At 59.7% G+C, this 17,664-nt stretch carries 14 protein-coding genes; 7 read left to right on the top strand and 7 right to left on the bottom strand.

The window, feature by feature from the left end:
- Positions 1–245: 245 nt before the first annotated feature.
- A complete protein-coding gene (locus MTP16_RS09070; RefSeq protein WP_243518551.1) occupies positions 246–1,211 on the bottom strand; it encodes a tetratricopeptide repeat protein in 966 nt (321 codons plus the stop codon).
- 141 nt (positions 1,212–1,352) lie between these two features.
- Positions 1,353–1,661, bottom strand: coding sequence for an HU family DNA-binding protein (locus MTP16_RS09065; protein ID WP_196286816.1), 309 nt, complete (start codon positions 1,659–1,661; stop codon positions 1,353–1,355).
- 189 nt (positions 1,662–1,850) lie between these two features.
- On the opposite strand from MTP16_RS09065, the gene mutY reads away from it, so the two are divergent.
- From mutY to recG, 4 genes are all read left to right on the top strand, one after another.
- Positions 1,851–2,945 (top strand): A/G-specific adenine glycosylase, encoded by a 1,095-nt coding sequence (mutY, locus tag MTP16_RS09060; RefSeq protein ID WP_243518548.1) that lies wholly within the window; start codon positions 1,851–1,853, stop codon positions 2,943–2,945.
- A gap of 130 nt (positions 2,946–3,075) precedes the next feature.
- Positions 3,076–3,507, top strand: coding sequence for a single-stranded DNA-binding protein (locus tag MTP16_RS09055; protein WP_243518546.1), 432 nt, complete (start codon positions 3,076–3,078; stop codon positions 3,505–3,507).
- Between the two features lie 156 nt (positions 3,508–3,663).
- Positions 3,664–4,248, top strand: a complete 585-nt coding sequence (gene gldD / locus MTP16_RS09050) for a gliding motility lipoprotein GldD (protein WP_243518543.1) — start codon at positions 3,664–3,666, stop codon at positions 4,246–4,248.
- Between the two features lie 104 nt (positions 4,249–4,352).
- Complete coding sequence (recG, locus tag MTP16_RS09045; protein WP_243518540.1) at positions 4,353–6,449, top strand: ATP-dependent DNA helicase RecG; 2,097 nt, start codon at positions 4,353–4,355, stop codon at positions 6,447–6,449.
- A gap of 68 nt (positions 6,450–6,517) precedes the next feature.
- On the opposite strand, the gene MTP16_RS09040 is transcribed toward recG, so the two are convergent.
- The gene (locus MTP16_RS09040) at positions 6,518–6,748 is read right to left on the bottom strand and encodes a hypothetical protein (protein ID WP_243518536.1); all 231 of its coding nucleotides are present in this window, start codon (positions 6,746–6,748) and stop codon (positions 6,518–6,520) included.
- A 425-nt stretch (positions 6,749–7,173) separates the two neighbouring features.
- Between MTP16_RS09040 and MTP16_RS09035 the strand changes: the two genes are divergently transcribed.
- Positions 7,174–8,550, top strand: a complete 1,377-nt coding sequence (locus MTP16_RS09035) for a hypothetical protein (protein ID WP_243518534.1) — start codon at positions 7,174–7,176, stop codon at positions 8,548–8,550.
- 199 nt (positions 8,551–8,749) lie between these two features.
- A complete protein-coding gene (locus MTP16_RS09030; protein WP_243518532.1) occupies positions 8,750–11,830 on the top strand; it encodes a fibronectin type III domain-containing protein in 3,081 nt (1,026 codons plus the stop codon).
- Positions 11,831–11,908: 78 nt separating this feature from the next.
- On the opposite strand, the gene MTP16_RS09025 is transcribed toward MTP16_RS09030, so the two are convergent.
- From MTP16_RS09025 to MTP16_RS09015, 3 genes are all read right to left on the bottom strand, one after another.
- Positions 11,909–13,378 carry a fibronectin type III domain-containing protein gene (locus MTP16_RS09025; protein WP_243518529.1) on the bottom strand — a complete coding sequence of 490 codons (1,470 nt, stop codon included), beginning with the start codon at positions 13,376–13,378 and terminating at the stop codon, positions 11,909–11,911.
- 233 nt (positions 13,379–13,611) lie between these two features.
- Complete coding sequence (locus MTP16_RS09020) at positions 13,612–15,402, bottom strand: acyl-CoA dehydrogenase family protein (protein ID WP_243518526.1); 1,791 nt, start codon at positions 15,400–15,402, stop codon at positions 13,612–13,614.
- A 170-nt stretch (positions 15,403–15,572) separates the two neighbouring features.
- Positions 15,573–15,878, bottom strand: a complete 306-nt coding sequence (locus MTP16_RS09015; protein ID WP_243518523.1) for a hypothetical protein — start codon at positions 15,876–15,878, stop codon at positions 15,573–15,575.
- A gap of 176 nt (positions 15,879–16,054) precedes the next feature.
- Between MTP16_RS09015 and MTP16_RS09010 the strand changes: the two genes are divergently transcribed.
- A complete protein-coding gene (locus tag MTP16_RS09010) occupies positions 16,055–16,210 on the top strand; it encodes a hypothetical protein (protein WP_243518522.1) in 156 nt (51 codons plus the stop codon).
- Between the two features lie 252 nt (positions 16,211–16,462).
- Here the strand turns inward: MTP16_RS09010 and MTP16_RS09005 are convergent, their stop codons facing one another.
- Entirely contained in the window at positions 16,463–17,647 is a 1,185-nt protein-coding gene (locus tag MTP16_RS09005) for an acetyl-CoA C-acyltransferase (protein WP_243518519.1), read from the bottom strand.
- Between the last annotated feature and the right edge of the window lie 17 nt (positions 17,648–17,664).

Here is a 17,664-nt window from a genome sequence, read left to right as displayed (position 1 = left end):
CGCGAGCCACGGGAAAAGCGCCCAACGCGGCCACACCCAGGAGGCTACGTGAGAGATAGGCAGCTGGCTCCCTTCCCGTTAGGAAAACTGCCGGCCGCCGCTACGCCCCGTGAGGCTTACTTCTTCTTGTGGCGGTTCTTGCGCAGGCGCTTCTTGCGCTTGTGGGTGGCAATCTTATGACGCTTTCTTTTTTTACCGCAGGGCATGATGCTTGGGGGTTAAGTTGGTGGTTGTTTGAGTCTTTGTTATTTCAGTTTGGCAATTTCCTCTTCTACCGAGGCCGCCAGCGCCGGGTCGTTGCTGAGGGTTTTGGCGGTGAGGAATGCCTGCTTGGCTTCGGCTTTGGCGCCGGTGCGGGCCAAAGTTACGCCAAGGTAAAATTGGCCGTTCACGTTTTTCGGGTTGATTTTCACCAAATCCTTGAAACGCTGCACGGCTTTGTCGTACTGGTTGCTTTGCACCGCCAGGATGCCCATGTTGTACAGGGCCTTCTCGTTGCGGGGGTCTGCCTCCAGCACTTCGCGCAGGTAGGAAATGCCCTGCACAGGGTTGTCGGAGGCCATGTAGGCCATGCCGAGGTTGGTTTTGGCGTCGAGGTTGCCGGGCTCTTTCTCCAGCACCTTGGCGTACAGCTCACGCGTTTTGCCGCCGAGCAATTTAACACGCTCATCGGTGGCGGCAAAGCTAAACGCCTGGTAGTAAGCATCGGCGGCCTGCTGCCAGTTGGCGGCAGTAGGCTTGGCCAGGGCCACTTGTTCCAGGTAATAGCCGGCGCTGTCGAACCGTTCCACGCCGTTGTAGCGGCGGGCCAGGGTGGTAGCCACCGTGGCTTTGGCTGCGGCGTTGGGGGCGGCGGCGTATTCCTTCAGCAGGCGGTTGAGTTCCTGGCGCTGGGCAGCGGTGGCGGCGGTGTGCGGCGCAGCAGCGGTGCCCGTGGCGCTATGGTCGTGCCCGTCATCGTCGGAGTGCGCGCCACCGTTATCGGTGGCCGTGGCCGGTACCGGGCCTGAAGAAGCCTCCGTTTTGGAGCCGTTGGTCTTGGAGCCGCCGCCGTCGCGGTTGGCCGTGGCGGCCGCATCCTTGCTCAGTTCCGAACGGCTTTCCTTGGGCTTCATGATGCCTTTCGGCAACACAAAAAGCCCTCCCACCAGCGCGAGCGCGGCAGCGAGGACAACCAGTTGGTGCGAAGCAGAGCGGGAGGTAGTGGCCATGGCTGAAAAAAACCGGCCGCCGGGCTTTCCCTGGCGGGAAAGACACCGGCGGCGCGGCCGGCAGTTTTTCAGTGGTTAGTGCTTAGTGGTTAATGGTCAGTTTTGCTAATCATTAACCATTAACCACTAACCACTAAATAATTAGGCTTTAGCAGCAGTCGATTTTACTTTCTTGCTGTTTTTGATTTTAGCTACGAAGGTTTTCGAAGGCTTGAAGCTCGGGATGTAGTGCTCTTCGATGATGAGCGACGTGTTTTTCGAAATGTTGCGGGCCACTTTCCGGGCGCGCTTTTTGTTGACAAATGAGCCGAAGCCACGAACATAGATGTTGTTGCCTTCAGTCATGGAATCTTTCACGACTTTGAAGAAAGCCTCAACAGTCATCAATACGTCTGCTTTCTCGATGCCGGTCTTGGTGGAGATTTCGGCGATTACCTCAGCTTTAGTCACGTTGGTATGGTACTTAGGTGGTTGAAAAAATTACGTTTTTAGGCAAAAAAATCCCGAATTCCAGCGTAAGCCTTTGCCTGGTAGGCGGTTCGCCCTCGAATTGGGGCCACAAAGGTAACCCCATTTTTTCGTTTTACCAATGTACCCTCCTAAACAAAGGCTGGGCCCAAATTATTCTCTTTCAAAATTTTGGCAAAAACCCTTTCCCATCCTTCCTTTCTGGCGTCGGCCCTGTTGGCCTGGTATCCGCGCCACCACCGCGACCTGCCCTGGCGCCATACCCGCGACCCGTACGCCATCTGGCTGTCGGAGGTAATTCTCCAACAAACCCGTGTGGCTCAGGGCCTCCCCTACTATGAAACCTTTCTGGCAGCCTACCCTACGGTGCAGGACTTAGCGGCCGCGCCCGAGGCTGAGGTGCTGCGCTACTGGCAGGGCCTGGGCTACTACTCGCGGGCCCGCAACATGCACCGCACTGCCCAGCAAGTAGTGGCCGAATACGGCGGCAAATTTCCTGACTCGTACGCGGAGTTGCTGAAGCTGCGCGGCATTGGCCCCTACACGGCCGCGGCCATTGCCTCCTTTGCATTTGATGAGGCCGTGGCCGTGCTCGACGGCAACGTGTACCGGGTGCTGGCTCGCATTTTTGGGCTGCACTCCGACATTGCGGCGCCTAGCTCGCGGAAGGAGTTTCAGGCCGTGGCCGACCAGCACATCCCCGCTACCGCACCGGCCGATTTCAACCAGGCCATAATGGAGTTTGGGGCCATTCAGTGCACGCCCGCTAAGCCCGACTGCCTGTTTTGCCCCCTGCAAAGCACTTGCTGGGCGTTTCAGCACGGGCAAGTTTCGCTGCTACCGGTAAAAAGCAAAGCTAAAGCTGCACGCACGCGCTACTTCCACTATTTCGTGCTGCGCCACGGCGAGCAAACCTACCTGCGCGAGCGGCGCGAAAAGGACATCTGGCAGGGCCTCTACGATTTTGCCTTGGCCGAAACTACTGAGCCGGAGTTGCCGGCAGCGGAGCTGAGCCGCCACCTCGACGCTCTTGGCGCTGCGCTGGACACGAGCCAGGCAGCCGAGCCCACTGCGGCCTACCGCCATGTGCTGAGCCACCAGAAACTAGAGGTGCGCTTTCACCCTATGGCTTTAGCAGAAGCGCTGCCCGAAGCTACCGTGCGGGACCTAGGCCTCCGTGCTTATTCGGTGACCGAAATTGAGGCGCTGCCGAAACCGCAGCTTATTGCTAACTATGTGGAGCAGAATATTAGGACCACACGCTAACCAATATTTTTAGATTTTTCAGCAAAAATTATTAGCAAATAATATTGCTTTTATGATTTAAGCTGTTATATTTGAGACAAGAACAAGCCGGGTGGCTTGCTCGATTCTGTATTTCCTAACGTGCAATAATATGGCCGGAGTGAACAAGGTGATTTTGGTAGGCAACCTGGGGAAAGACCCCGAAGTGCGCCATTTGGAAGGCGGTGTGAGCGTGGCTCACTTCACCCTCGCCACCAACGACTATTATAAGGACAAGCAAGGCAACCGCGTGGAACGCACCGAGTGGCACAACATCTCGGCGTGGCGCGGCTTGGCCGACATGGCTGATAAATACCTCAAGAAGGGCCAGCAGGTGTACATCGAGGGCAAGTTGCGCACCCGCCAGTACCAGGATAAAGACCAGCAGACGCGCTACATCACCGAAATCATCGCCGACGAGATTTCGATGCTGGGCGGCCGTCCGCAGGGCGCCGGCGCGGCCGCTGAGTCCAACGGCGCGGCCCCCGCCGAAGCGCAGCAGACCTTCCGGCAGGAGCCGGAGCTGGACCAGCTGCCGTTCTGAATACCGGGTGTTGGACTGACGGGCCTGTGGCTGCAGTTATCCAAATCGATTATTAGTAAGGAGCCCTGGCACTGTGCCGGGGCTTTTTTCGTTGCCGGACTGGTTACCTTTGAAGTTAGGAAGGCTGGGCTATTTCAGGCTGAAGCCGCTTTTTGCATGAGATATTTTTCAACCGTGGTGTTGCTGATGGGGCTGGGGCTGCTGGCGGGCTGTTCATCGGCGCCGGATTTCACGCCTAAGCCCAAGGGCTACAACCGCATCGACCTGCCGGCGCACCGCTACCAGATGTTGGGGGGCGGGCACCCATACGAGTTTGAATACTCGACGGAAGCGGTAATAAAGCGCGATTCTTCGTACATGGCCCAGCCGCATTGGCTGAACGTGTACTATCCCAAGCTGCACGCCAACGTGCAGATTACATACATGGACGTGCAGCGCGACCGCCGCCTCTACAACAAGATGATGGAGGACGCGCGCAAGCTCACCGGCAAGCATGAAATTAAGGCCACGGCCATTGATGAGCGGATTTTGCGGACGCCGAGTGGCATGAAGGCGTCGGTGTTTGAGTTGCAGGGCGAGGTGCCGAGCCAGTTTCAGTTCTACACCACCGACAGCACCAAGCACTTCCTGCGCGGCGCGCTCTATTTCCGCACGGCCACGGCCAATGACTCGCTGGCCCCGGTGATTGAATACGTGAAGGCAGACATGGTGCAGATGCTGAACACCCTTAAGTATAAGTAGTCATTTAACATTTATCAATTGACATTTAACAGCTTGGCTGGGCAAACCTGTGTATAGACCGTTGATTGATAAATGGTTATTAAATGATAAACGTCAATTGTTAAATGAGTTTTTTCAACACCCGTCTGGAGTTTTTGCGCTCGGTGGGCAGCCTGCAGCGGGCGCAGTTGCTGGGCAAGGAGCTAAACCTGTTCACCTACGGCGACCTGATTCAGCGCTACCCGTTTCGCTACCTCGACCGGACGCAGGTGTACAAGGTGGCCGACCTCCACGATGACCTCTCTTATGTGCAGGTGCGCGGCATGCTGCGCGGCAAGGAGCTGGTTGGCGAAGGCCCCAAGCAGCGCCTGACGGCCAAAGTGGGCGACGGCACCGGCGAGCTGGAACTGGTGTGGTTCAAGGGCATCAAGTGGGTGCAGCAGGTGGCCAAGAACAACCAGGAGTACATTGTTTTTGGCAAGCCGACGATGTTCAACGGCCGGCCGCAGATGGCGCACCCGGAACTGGAGGAGGTGAGCGAGAACAAGCCCGGCCAGAGCTTTCTGCAGCCGGTGTACAACACTTCGGAGAAGCTCAAAAACTACCACCGCGTGGACAGCAAGGCCATTATGCGGATGGTGGCCGAGTTGCTGAAGCTGGCCCAGCCCCACATTCGGGAGTCGTTGTCGCCGGCTTTGGTTCAGCAGTACGGGCTGATGCCCAAGGCGCAGGCCATGCAGCAGATTCACTTCCCACAGAGCCCGGAGCTGCTGGCGGCGGCCAAGTTCCGGCTGAAGTTTGAGGAGCTGTTTTTTGTGCAGCTCAAGCTGCTGCGGCAGCGCGACCAGCGCAAGGTGACGCTGGCCGGGCAGATTTTCAAGGAAGTGCCTACGCTGGTGGACTTCTACAAAAACCACCTCACCTTTGACCTGACTGGGGCGCAAAAACGCGTTATCCACGACATTTACAAGGACTTCTGCGCCGGCAAGCAGATGAACCGGCTGCTGCAGGGCGACGTAGGCTCGGGCAAAACCATTGTGGCCTTCATTTCGATGCTGATGGCAGCCGACAACGGCGCGCAAAGCTGCCTGATGGCGCCCACCGAGATTCTGGCCGACCAGCACTACGTGGGCCTGAAGGTATACGCTGATGCGTTGGGCATCAAGATTGGCAAGCTCACGGGCAGCACCCGGACCAGTGAGCGGCGCGTGCTGCACGAGGAGCTGCGCAACGGCACCATGCACATGCTGGTGGGCACCCACGCGCTACTCGAAGATGTGGTGCAGTTCCGCAACCTGGGCCTGACCATCATGGACGAGCAGCACCGCTTCGGGGTGGCGCAGCGCTCGAAGCTGTGGCAGAAAAACCCGCACGTCATCCCGCACGTGCTGGTGATGACGGCCACGCCCATCCCGCGCACGCTGGCCATGACCTTGTACGGCGACCTCGACGTGAGCGTGATTGATGAGTTGCCGGCCGGCCGCAAGCCCATCGTGACGGTGCACCGCTTTGACGCCAACCGCCTGAAGGTGTTTGAGTTTATTCGGGACCAGGTGAAGATTGGACGGCAGGTATACATCGTGTACCCGCTGATTGAGGAGTCGGAAACGATGGACTACAAGGACCTGACCGACGGCTACGAGAGCGTGGCGCGGGCCTTCCCGGAGATGCAAATCAGCATCGTGCACGGGCGCATGAAAGCCGAGGAGAAGGATTACGAGATGCAGCGCTTCATCAAGCGCGAAACGCAGATAATGGTGGCCACCACCGTGATTGAGGTGGGCGTGAACGTGCCCAACGCCTCGGTGATGGTGATAGAATCGGCCGAACGGTTTGGGCTGTCGCAGCTGCACCAGCTGCGCGGCCGTGTGGGCCGCGGCGCCGACCAAAGCTACTGCATCCTGATGACGGGCTTCAAGCTGAGCAAGGACGCCCGCACCCGCCTCGAAACGATGGTGCGGACCAACAACGGCTTCGAAATTGCCGACATCGACCTGAAACTGCGCGGCCCCGGCGACCTGATGGGCACCCAGCAAAGCGGCGTGCTCGACCTGCTGATTGCCGATTTGGCCAAAGACGGGCGCATTTTGAGCGAAAGCCGGGCCGCCGCCCAGGCCCTGCTGGCCGATGACCCCAACCTTGCGCATCCTGAGAATGCTAACATCCGGCACCACATCGAGAGCTTGCCGGCTACGGCCGTGAATTGGAGCCGAATTAGCTAGCACATCGCTCAGCTAATCTGGTACGGGCAAAAAAAAACGACTTGGTGAAAGTCGTTGGGAGGTTCCGGTTAGAACAGCTCTGTTATCAGGCCACTGCCACTCTGCTGCTGCGACGGGGCTGGGTGTTGGGCAGGCTTTACGGGTTCGGAAGTGAGCACTTGGTGCACCAGTACAACGGAAGAATCGGGGCGGCCCTGAAAAGTATTGGGCTGCGCCGCAGTAGCAGGTATTGTCGTTTTAGCAAACCTACCGCCAATGATGAGGGCCGATAAGAGCGAGAACTTCAAAAGTGATTTCATAATACTTATATATAGCAGCCGGATTCAAAGATAGCGAGGCGCGCTGTTTTTAAACAAAGCAGTGCCTCAAAACTTTACAAGCCAACTGGTGGGAAGCAAGAAGCGAAAATGGGCGGTAGAAAAGCGCTGGAGAAAGGGCCTCGATTAAGCCTCGTTGACCACCGCAAAGTAAACGGGTTCCCTGTACGGGGGAGGGGTAAATAGTGTTATGGTTCGGCTAACATTTTTTTATCAACGCCCTCGCTGCCAACAGGCAGGTAGCGAAAACAAGGCCAAAAACCGGCGCAATAGCTACTTTTGAAGAGGCAGTGAAGCTAGATTATTAATTTATGACTCAATCACACGCAAAAATACTACTGCGGCGGGCTTGCTTGCTGGGCTCGATGGGATGGGCGCTGGCCGCGGCGCCGGCCTGGGCACAAAAAGTGAAGTTAACCCCGTTTAGCTACCTGCCCGAGCAGGGCCCCGACCGCTACGACATGCGGGTGCCGCGCAAAACCCTGCCCCTGGCCGACGGCTCGGGCTTTGTGATACTGGCCCACCAAAGCGCCGGCGGCTACGCCGTGGAGCGCTACGACGCCGACTTGAAAAAGCAGTGGAGCGCAACCATTCCGGTGGCCCCCGACGAAACCCTCGAAGCCTTCGGGCGGGGCGACAAGCAGGCGCTGGTGGTGCTGCACCATAAGGACGACGCCGGCCAGAACCTGGCCGTGGTAGCCGTGAACCTGCAAAGCGGCCAGCGCAGCCCCGCTAAGGTGGTGATGAGCGCGAGCCCGCGCGACCGGCGCCCCGGCGTGTCCATCTCGCCCGACGGCAGCCGGCTGCTGGCTTTCCGCTACTTCGCCACGGGGCAGCAGGTGAAGAGCATCGCGGCCACACTCTTTGACCAGAACGTGCTGCAGCTGGAGGAAAAAACGTATGACTTCCGCGACATCGGCGACTTTTTTTCGCCGGCCGTGCACGTGGCCAACGATGGCACCCAGTACGTGACGCTGGTGAGCGACGGCATGAAGAAGCTGACCGTGCGCCGCTACCTGCCCGGCGCCAAAACCGATGTGAAAGTGCTGGGCGTGCCGGTGGGCGGGGTGTTTGGCGGGCGCGCCGTGACGGTGCGCGACGCCAAGTTCACGGTGCTGAACGACGGCAGCCTGTACGCCGCCGCCCTCTGCGCCGACTATGAAACCGGCGAGTACTACAGCCTGAAGGTGGTGAAGTATGACTTCAGCGGCAACGGCGACATGAAGTTTTCGCCCGAGTTTCGGTTTACGCCCGCCTACCTGGCCGAGGTAAGCAAGGCCAGCGGCCTCGACGTGAAGCGGCTGGACGACTTGTATCTGAGCGACTTGCTGCTCACGGCTGATAAGCAGCTGGTGGTAGCAGCCGAAAAGCATTTCGAGGAAGGCGGCAGCGAGGCGCCGGTGCACGCCCGCGAACTGCATTTGTTCGGCTACAATGAGTTTGGGTCGCCCACCTGGCACAGCTTGGTGGCCAAAGACCAGGTGGCCCCGGCCGTGGACGCTTACACGGGCATCGGCTTCCGGGCGGCGGTGTTTGGCAACACGGTGCAGTTGCTCACGCTGGAAACGCGGGACAAAAAATCGGACCTGTACCTACGCCGGGTAAATGCCCAAACCGGCGTGGTGGGCTCGCCCGAACGCCTCAAGCTGAACGTGGCCGACGACCAGCAGCTGGCCTATGTGAAAGACTTCACCGCCTGGCTGGGCGAGAAAACCATTGTGGGCGTGAGCCGGCCGAGTAAAAAATCAGCAGCGCTGCAATTGGAGAAAATTGTGGTCAAGTAGCACGATTAATTATTTGATGGTCAATCGAGTCAGTTGAATAGAGCTGAGTCCGAGCCACAGTGCGTATCCGGCAACGTTCCCGACATCGATTGCGGAAATAAAGTTGAAGCAAAATATAGAACTGAGGGTGTGATTTCAGGACCTTGCCGGAACGTCTCCGTGCCAGGAGACCTGTAATCCCACCCTCTTTTTCTATTTCATGGCTTCAATTTTACATTTAGTAATGCCCCTGGACCGGCTTCGGCGGCTGGCTCTGTTTCTTATCGGCTTGGCTTTGCCACTGGCCGGACAGGCCCAAAGCGTTATCCTGGAACAATGGCCCCTCACGGCCGACAATGTGGCCACGACAGCGGCCGCGGGCGTGACGGCGAGCACGCCCACCTTCGCCGGCCTGGCTCTGTCTGATGGCTCTTCAACCAGCGGTAGCATACCCGGCTATTCCACAGCGCGAGGCCAGGCATTTTCGCCCAACGGCAACAACGGCGGCGGTTGGACCAGCGGCACCTTGAGCCGGACGATATACGAGGAGTTTACCATCGTAGCCGCCAGCGGTTACAACCTGCGCGTCGACTCTCTCATCTTTTCCTCGGCCTTTAACAACAGCGCAAATGGCCGGGTTGGCGTTTCCTATTCCACGAACGGCTTCACTACCCTAAGCGAAGTGACCGGGGGCACGCTGCCGGCCGGGGGGTCAGCCTCCTCGCCCACCGCGCAGCCTGCCACGGCTACCGGCGCCTTCACCACGGTGGCAACTGATGCGACGCTGGTACCCAATCGGACGAGCGGGCCGGTGGTGAACGCGACCACCTACCGCCTGGCTTTGAACGGCGCCACGGGTGTGGCCGTGCCCGCCGGGCAAACACTCAGCATCCGGCTCTATTATGCTCTTGGTTCAACCACGGCTATTCGCCAAGCCCAACTGCGAGCGGTAACGGCAAAAGGCGTCAGTGCTGCGGTGGTGGCCACGCCGTGTGCGGCGGCCAGCAATTTAACGGCAGGAAGCATTGCCGCCACTTCGGCACAGCTTACGTTCACGGCCCCCGGCACCAACACCAGCTACACCATCAGCACCACCCCTGCTTCGAGCACGCAAACGGTTGCGGCGGGGCCGGTGACCTTGGGCGGCTTGACACCAAACACCACCTACACCGTGAGCGTGACCAGCAATTGCGCGGGCGGCGCCGGCACCACGGCTACTACAACGCTTACCACGGCGGCCGCTGCCGCACTCAGTTCCTCGGTGCTTCAGCGCTGGCTGCTAACGGCTGACAACAACGACGAAGCCGCCACCCGCTCGCCCAACGTGACGGCCAGTGCGCCCACCTTCGCCAACATGGCCGCCGCCGATGGAACCACCGTGACCGGCTACACCGCTAACTCCGTGGCTTACGGCCAGGCCACCGCGCCCAATGCCGACGGCACCGGCTGGAACGGTACCATTCGGCCCGCTTATTATGAAGAGTTTACCACGACGGCGACGAACGGCCAGTTGCGGCTCGATTCGCTGATATTGTCGTCGGCTTTCTACAACACGGCCAACGGCAAGCTGGCTATAGCCTATTCCACCGATGGCTTTGCAACCAGCACCTATATCCTGGGTTCGGCTGCCGCGCCGGTGGCAGTAAATAACCAGAACACTTCGTTCTCGCAGTTCCGCCTGCCCCTGACGGCGGGTGCGGGCGTCAGTCTCACCAACGGGCAAAGCATTGCCTTTCGGCTCTATTTCGCGCTGGGCACTACCAGCAGCCGCTACGCGCTGCTCAAAACCGTGGCCGTGAAAGGCGAGGCCACGCCTACCTGTGCCAACCCCGCCAACCTGGCCGTGGGCAGCATTACCAGCAATTCGGCCAGCGTCAGCTTCACGCCCGCGGCGGGCAGCACCACCTACGTGCTGACGTACCAGCCCGCCGGTGGCGCGGTCACGACTGTGACGCCTGCGCCCACGGCCTCGCCGGTGGCTTTGAGTGGCCTGGCTTCGGCTACCACCTACACCGTGACGCTGCAAAGCACCTGCGCGGCCGGCCAGAGCGGAGTGCTCAGCACTACGTTCACCACGCGCCTGTTGTCGGCCGCGTTGCAGCAATGGCCCTTGCAAGCCGATATGCAGGACCAAGCGGCCACGCGCTCGGCGGCGGTGGCCGCCAGCACGGCCAGCCTGCGCCGGCTGCAACTGGCCGATGGCTCGGTGAGCAGCGTGCCGGCCTATTCCGGCGCCAATGGCCAGGGCCTGGGCCCTACGGCGGCCGGCACCTGGAACACGACTTCCAGCCCCGCCACGCCCGACAACGTGCAAACCGTCAACCGCAAATACTACGAGCAGTTTGTTGTGACGGCCGCCAGCGGCTATACCATCCGGCTCGATTCGCTCATTCTGAGCGCGGCCGGCTACGGCTCGGCCAACGGCCGTCTGGCGGTGGTGTATTCGCGCAGCAACTTCATTTCCGACTCGACCGACGTGGCGGCGGGCGGCAAAGCAGTGCCCGGCGGCCCGTTGCCCGCCGCCAATTACGGAGCCTTCAACAACGTTATCAACCTGCCCAACCAGACTAGCGGCTTGTCGACCACCTACCGCTTGCCCCTGGCGGCTACCAGCGCCGGCATTGCCCTCACGCCCGGTCAAAGGCTGACCGTGCGGGTGTACTTCGGCATCGGCAGCAGCAGCGCCGGCCGCTACGCCCTGCTGCGCGACGTGCAACTGCTGGGCCAGGTAACGGCATCGCCGCTGCCGGTTACGCTCACGCGCTTTGAGGCGGTGCGCCAGGGCAATCAAGCCCTTCTCAGCTGGGCCACGGCCAGCGAGCACAACAGCAAAGGGTTCAGCATAGAAGCTTCGGCCGATGGCTACGAATTCCGGGCGGTGGGCTTCGTGCCAAGCGTGAGTGCCACCAGCACCACCGCGCAGGCTTACCGCTTTGTCGATGCGCCGGAACTGGCTGCTGGCACGCGCTACTACCGCCTGAAACAACTTGACTTGGATGGCACCAGCACCTACACGCCGGCGCGGGCCGTGGCGTTTGGCAGCGCGGTTGTGGCAGCCGTGGCCGGCCCCAACCCCTTCAAGGAGGTGCTTTACTTGCGCACGCAAGCTGCTCAGGCCGTCCGCACCACGGTAGTTTTCACCGATGCCAGCGGCCGTCCGGTGCTCAGGCAGGAATTGGAGGTGCCGGCAGGTGCTGCTCAACTGACGGTACACGGACTGGGCCAGCTGCCCCGCGGGTTTTATGTGCTGCACTTCGCACTTGAGGGCAAGACCCAACGCGTGAAACTGGTAAAGGAATAAGCCACTCCATCAGCAACATTCACAAAAAAGGCCGCTCCTGCATCAGGAGCGGCCTTTTTTACTTGGAATGGCCGCCTACTATTCCACTGCCAGGCGCTGGCTGGCCGTTTGGCCGCCCGCCGCCACGCGCAAGGTGTAGAGGCCCGGCGCCACGCCCGACAAGTTGAGCGCAGCCCGCGTTTCCGTGGCCGACAGCGGCAAGGTAAGTTCGCGCACTTGCTGGCCCAGAGCGTTCAGCAGCGTAACCCGGGCTTGCGCAGCGCCGGTCACGGCCGGCAGCACTAGGCTGACAGTGTGGTGGGCGGGGTTGGGGAATACTTCCAGCGTGCCGGTGCCCAGCACCGTCCGGGCACTCAGCGCACTGCGGAACGAATAGGTGATGGGGGCTCCGGCCGTGTACATAACGGTGGCTCCGGTGCCGCAGGTGCTCCGCACCTGAATGGTGTAGGTGCGGCCGGGCACCAGGCCGGTGATGGTGACAGGCGAAGCGTTCGATATCACCCAGCGCGCCGAGTCGTTGGGCATGTAATACGTCACGGTGAAGCTGGTATTGTTGACACCGGGCGTGAAGCTGACCGTGGCTGTGGAGGCGCTGGTGGCCGTTACCACCACATTCGTGACGGCACCGCAGGGCGCGGGCACCGCAAGGGTGCGCAGCGTCACCAGCCTCGGACCCGAAGTGCTGGTGCTGGTGCAGTTGGTATAGATGCGCACCACATAGTTCGTGTTGGGTAGCAAGGCGCTCAGCGTGAGGGGCGAGCCGGAAGTGTAAATTGTCTGCGTGTTAATGCTGTCGCCCGCCGCATAGTACCGAACAGTGTAGCTCTGTGCGCCCGAAACCGGAGCAAAATTTAACGTGGCCGTGCTGGTGGTGACAGAGGTGCTGACGTTGCCAACCGTGCCGCAGGGAGCAGTCGGGGCGTTGGTGCGCACCGTGGTGCTGACCGGCGCCGACTGGCTCCCGGCACCACAGATGCTGATGACGCGGATTCCGTACTGCGTGTTTGGCTGCAAGCCGGTCAGCGCCACCGGCGAAGTCAGGGTGTTAACGGTCGTCGTCAGGGCCGTGCCCAGCGGGTAGTATTGCACCTGGTAGCCGATGGCCCCGGACACCGACGGAAAACCAACCGAAGCCGACGTGGCGCCAGTCGCCACGGCCGACACGCTGGTGGGCGCAGCACAGGAAACCGGCCCCGTGCCCCCTACCTGCACCACCTGCGTGGTGCCCCCCGAAGTGCCGCCCCCGGCGCAGTTGCTGCTGATGGTCACTACATAGTACCTCCCAACCTGCAGCCCGGCGATGAATACGGGCGACGTTGTCGTGGTTATCGTCCGGATGCCGGTGGCGGTACTGTCACCGGTCCAGAAGTAGCGCACGGTGTAGCTCACTGCATTGGGAGAGGGCGTGAATGTTATCAGTACCGTCGAATCGGAGTTGCTGGTCATGCTGACATTGGTGGGCGCCGCGCAGATTTGTGCCTGGGCAGTGGGTGCCAGCCAACCCAGCGCCGCCACCAGCATGGCTAGGAAAAGAGTAAAGGGTTTCATAAACACAGAAAGAAAAAGAGTGATAAATGCCTGAAGCAAGGCGGCCGCGCCGTGCTTTTCTTCCAGACCAGCTCTTGCCGTAAAAGGCTTCTCCATATCTTAATTTTTCAAAAAATAATTTTTCCTATATACACCCAATGCTCCACACGCAACAATAAAAAAGGCCGCTCCTGAACCCAGGAGCGGCCTTTTTTTATCAGCTACAGAATCGAAGTTCTGTGCCAATCCGTGTTCTAGAACGCGTACTCGTTCGCCTCAATCAGCTTGGCGGCGATGCGGCGGCGCGACTCCTTCACGTTGATGAGTTCGGTTTTGGTGAAGCGCTTCAGGCCCATGAGCAGCAGGCGCTGCTCGTCGCCCTCGGCCATGCTGCCGATGGCGTCTTTGCCGGCTTTCTCCACAATGTCCACGGCGTCGGCCAGGTACACGCGGGCAATGTCGGCTTGCAGGGCCAGGGCTTCTTCGCCTTTGGCGGCAGCTTCTTTCTCCACGCGGAGCAAGGTGCTCTCGGCGATGTAGGTTTTGATGGCCATGTCGGCGATGTTCATCAGCAGTTCCTGCTCTTTGGCCAGGGTGGCGGTGAACTTCTGCACAGCCGAGCCGGCCACCATCAGGACCGCCTTTTTCAGGTTGGCAATGGTCTTGTATTCCTTGCTGAACAGGCCGGTTTCCTCGTCCTGGCTCAGGCTTGGAATGCTCATCAGCTCCTGCTGCACGGCCTGGGCCGGGCCCATCAGGTCGATTTCGCCCTTCAGGCCCTTCTTCAAAATCATGTCAACGGCCAGCAGGCGGTTGATTTCGTTGGTGCCCTCAAAAATGCGGTTGATGCGCGAGTCGCGGTAGGCACGGTCCATCGGGTAGTCGGCCGAGAAGCCGTAGCCGCCGTAAATCTGCACGCCCTCGTCGGTCACATAGTCGAGCACTTCCGAGCCCTCCACTTTCAGGATGGCGCACTCCACGGCAAACTCGCGGGCGGCGCCCAGCAGGGCTTCGTTCGAGCCCTTGCCTTCGGCCATGAGCTGCTGCTCCATGCGGTAGATGTCGGCCCCAGCGCGGTAGATGCCCGATTCCACGGCGTAGATGCGGATGGCCTGCTCGGCCAGCTTGTGCCGAATGGCGCCAAACTTCGAAATCGGCAGCTTGAACTGCACCCGCTCATTGGCATACTTCACGCTCAGCGTAGAAGCCATTTTGGTAGCACCTAAGCAGGCGGCGGCCAGCTTGATGCGGCCGATGTTCAATACGTTAAAGGCGATGAGGTGGCCTTTGCCAATCTCACCCAGCACGTTTTCCTTGGGCACTTGCGCGTCGCTTAGGAACACTTGGCGGGTCGAAGAACCTTTGATGCCCATCTTATGCTCCTCGTTGCCGAGGCTCAGGCCGGGCGTGTTTTTCTCCACGATGAAGCCGGTGAACTTGTCGCCGTCAATCTGGGCAAACACGATAAACACGTCGGCAAAGCCGGCGTTGGTAATCCACATTTTCTGACCGTTCAGCACGTAGTGCGTGCCTTCGGCATTGAGCACGGCCTTGGTCTTCGCACCCAGCGCGTCGGAGCCGGAGCCGGGCTCGGTGAGGCAGTATGCACCCATCAGCTCGCCGCTGGTGAGGCCAGGCAGGTACTTGGCCTTCTGCTCGTCGTTGCCGAAGTAGAGGATGGGCAGCATGGCGATGCCCGTGTGCGCCGCAAACGCCACCGGGAACGAGTGGCCGCCGCCCACGCCCTCAGTCACGCGCAGGGCCGTGGTGAAGTCCATATCGAGCCCGCCGTACTGTTCGGGAATGCTCACACCGAACAGGCCCAGCTGACCGGCTTTCTCCATCAGGCCGCGCATGAGGCCTTCCTCGTGATTGTCGAGGCGCTCGAGCAAAGGCTGCACCTCAGCCTGCACGAAGTCGAGGCAGGTTTGGTGCATGTAGTTCTGCTCCTCGGTGAAGTCGGCCGGCGTGAACACGCTCTGGGCATCGGTCGGCTTGATGATGAATTCGCCGCCCTTGAGGCTGGCATGCTGCGTGGTTTCCATGTCGGTGGGGGTGGGTGTGAAGTTAAAAAGTGTTAGGCTAGCCTACTATTTTAAGAAACAACGGGCCGGCGATTTTAGTGTTGCAAGATAAGAAAAAATGTTAGGCACGCCTACTAGTTTTTCTAAAGAAAACCCCAGCGTGGTCATTTAATATCAATAAAGTCTAAATACTAATTTGAAGGAATATTGCTGGTATAAAACGAATAGCCATATAGGTAGAATAAAGCTCCCAATGAGCTCAATGCCCCTAAAACGGTGTATGTTCTTTTTAAATCAAGATTTTCGGCGTTTGCTGCATAATATCTACCAAGTAAGCAGATGAAAATCAGAATAAGATTCCATTGCAGAAGAATGTGGCATATAAGTGCTCCGTCAAAATAACCCGAGGGTAACATGAGCCTATCCGCTAATGGCTGCCCAAGAAATTGTAAGCTCATCACGAAAATGAACCACCGCTTAGCCAAGATAGATGCCATATAAGTTAGATATTGAAGGCAGTTAGCAAATCATATGCAAATGCATAAGCGGTTGAAGCAAGCGTATCTTCGCCACGTTCGCGTTGGGGTTATACCCCGCGACCTACAACCGGCTTTCGTTAGAAAGACGAAAGCCCAGCCGTTGGAGCGGCCGGGCTTTCAGAAGTGCGGGGTTAATGGCAACCCTCTACTTCAGACGAAAAATGGAGAGGAACGCGAAAAAATTGCTGCAAGCCCTGGCGGTTGGCTTTGCAAGTGGCACCGGGAAAGCTGTTGGAGCAGCTCTGGCGGCTTACTTGCTGGCCCAGCTCGCTAGCTGGCTGATGCGGTAGTTATTGGGGTGGTTCGGCCGGGTGCCGGGCCACCTCATTTTTTATGCTGACAAATATACTGCTGCTATTTGAAAATAGTTCTCAGCAGGTTGCAAGATCGTCATGCTGAGCAGAATCGAAGCATCTCGCGTACTTCGTTAGGCTCCCCTCTCCTGCGGAGAGGGGCCGGGGGTGAGGTTTCCCCGTCAGGCGAAGCGGTAGAGATGCTTCGCCTTCGCTCAGCCTAACGTTCTATTTCTTACTGACAGAAAGCTACTTCAGCAGTTCGTAGATGCCGGCGACGCCCTGGCCGCCGCCCACGCAGGCCGTAACCATCCCGTACTTCTTGCCGCGCTCGCGCAGCTCGTCGAAGAGCTGGATGCTGAGCTTGGCGCCGGAGCAGCCCAGCGGGTGGCCGAGGGCGATGGCGCCGCCGTTCACGTTCAGCTTCTCGGGGTCGATACCGAGCTCGCGCACCACGGCGATGGACTGCGAGGCGAAGGCTTCGTTGAGCTCAATCAGGTCGATGTCGTCGAGCTTGAGGCCGGCTTGCTTGAGCACTTTCGGCACGGCCTTGATGGGGCCCATGCCCATGATGCGCGGGTCCACGCCTTCGGAGGCGTAGTTCACTAGGCGGGCGATGGGCTCGAGGTTCAGCTCTTTCACCATGCGCTCCGACATCACGAGCACGAAGGCGGCACCGTCGGATGTTTGGGAGGAGTTGCCGGCGGTCACGGTGCCGTTGGCGGCGAACACGGGGCGCAGCCGGGCGAGGGCCTCTACCGAGGTGTCGGCACGGGGGCCTTCGTCAGTATCCACCACGTAGGAGCGGTTTTTCTTCTTGCCGGTGGCCGGGTCGAGGTAGGTTTCCTCTACTGTAATGGGCACGATTTGCTTCTTGAACTTGCCGCCTTCGATGGCCTTGATGGCCTTCTGGTGCGAGTTGTAGGAGAATTCGTCCTGGTCCTGGCGGCTGATTTTGTAGTCGTTGGCCACGGCTTCGGCGGTGAGGCCCATGCCCATGTAGTAGTCGGGGTGCTGCATGGCCAGCTTGTAGTTGGGCACGGTTTTCCAGCCCACGGTGGGCACCATGCTCATGCTCTCGGTGCCGCCCGCGATGATGCAGTCGGCCATGCCGGCCGAGATTTTGCCCACGGCCATGGCAATGGTTTCGACGCCGGAGCCGCAGTAGCGGTTCACGATGAGGCCGGGCACATTGATGGGCAGGGCCAGCAGCGAAATCAGGCGGCCCATTTGCAGGCCCTGCTCCGCTTCCGGCACGGCGTTGCCGACGATAACGTCGTCGATGCGCGTGGGGTCGAGGGCGGGCACTTCGGCCACGAGGTGTTTAATGACGGCCGCGGCGAGGTCGTCGGGCCGGGTGAAGCGGAAGCCGCCACGCGGGGCTTTGCCCACGGCCGTGCGGTAGCCGGCTACGATATATGCTTGTTGAGACATGAGACTATGAGATGTGA

It is taken from the genome of Hymenobacter monticola, assembly GCF_022811645.1.
In the GTDB taxonomy this organism is placed as follows: Bacteria; Bacteroidota; Bacteroidia; order Cytophagales; family Hymenobacteraceae; genus Hymenobacter; species Hymenobacter monticola.
Note: the sequence above shows the minus strand (reverse complement) of the source record. Positions and strands in the feature narration are given on the sequence as shown.

Excerpts from the sequence above, each read along its gene's own strand:
- recG (WP_243518540.1), top strand. The coding sequence starts at position 4,353 with ATGAGTTTTTTCAACACCCGTCTGGAGTTTTTGCGCTCGGTGGGCAGC.
- MTP16_RS09010 (WP_243518522.1), top strand. The coding sequence starts at position 16,055 with ATGGCAACCCTCTACTTCAGACGAAAAATGGAGAGGAACGCGAAAAAA.
- MTP16_RS09030 (WP_243518532.1), top strand. The coding sequence starts at position 8,750 with ATGGCTTCAATTTTACATTTAGTAATGCCCCTGGACCGGCTTCGGCGG.
- MTP16_RS09005 (WP_243518519.1), bottom strand. The coding sequence starts at position 17,647 with ATGTCTCAACAAGCATATATCGTAGCCGGCTACCGCACGGCCGTGGGC.
- MTP16_RS09025 (WP_243518529.1), bottom strand. The coding sequence starts at position 13,378 with ATGAAACCCTTTACTCTTTTCCTAGCCATGCTGGTGGCGGCGCTGGGT.
- MTP16_RS09055 (WP_243518546.1), top strand. The coding sequence starts at position 3,076 with ATGGCCGGAGTGAACAAGGTGATTTTGGTAGGCAACCTGGGGAAAGAC.
- MTP16_RS09070 (WP_243518551.1), bottom strand. The coding sequence starts at position 1,211 with ATGGCCACTACCTCCCGCTCTGCTTCGCACCAACTGGTTGTCCTCGCT.
- MTP16_RS09015 (WP_243518523.1), bottom strand. The coding sequence starts at position 15,878 with ATGGCATCTATCTTGGCTAAGCGGTGGTTCATTTTCGTGATGAGCTTA.
- MTP16_RS09040 (WP_243518536.1), bottom strand. The coding sequence starts at position 6,748 with ATGAAATCACTTTTGAAGTTCTCGCTCTTATCGGCCCTCATCATTGGC.
- MTP16_RS09020 (WP_243518526.1), bottom strand. The coding sequence starts at position 15,402 with ATGGAAACCACGCAGCATGCCAGCCTCAAGGGCGGCGAATTCATCATC.
- gldD (WP_243518543.1), top strand. The coding sequence starts at position 3,664 with ATGAGATATTTTTCAACCGTGGTGTTGCTGATGGGGCTGGGGCTGCTG.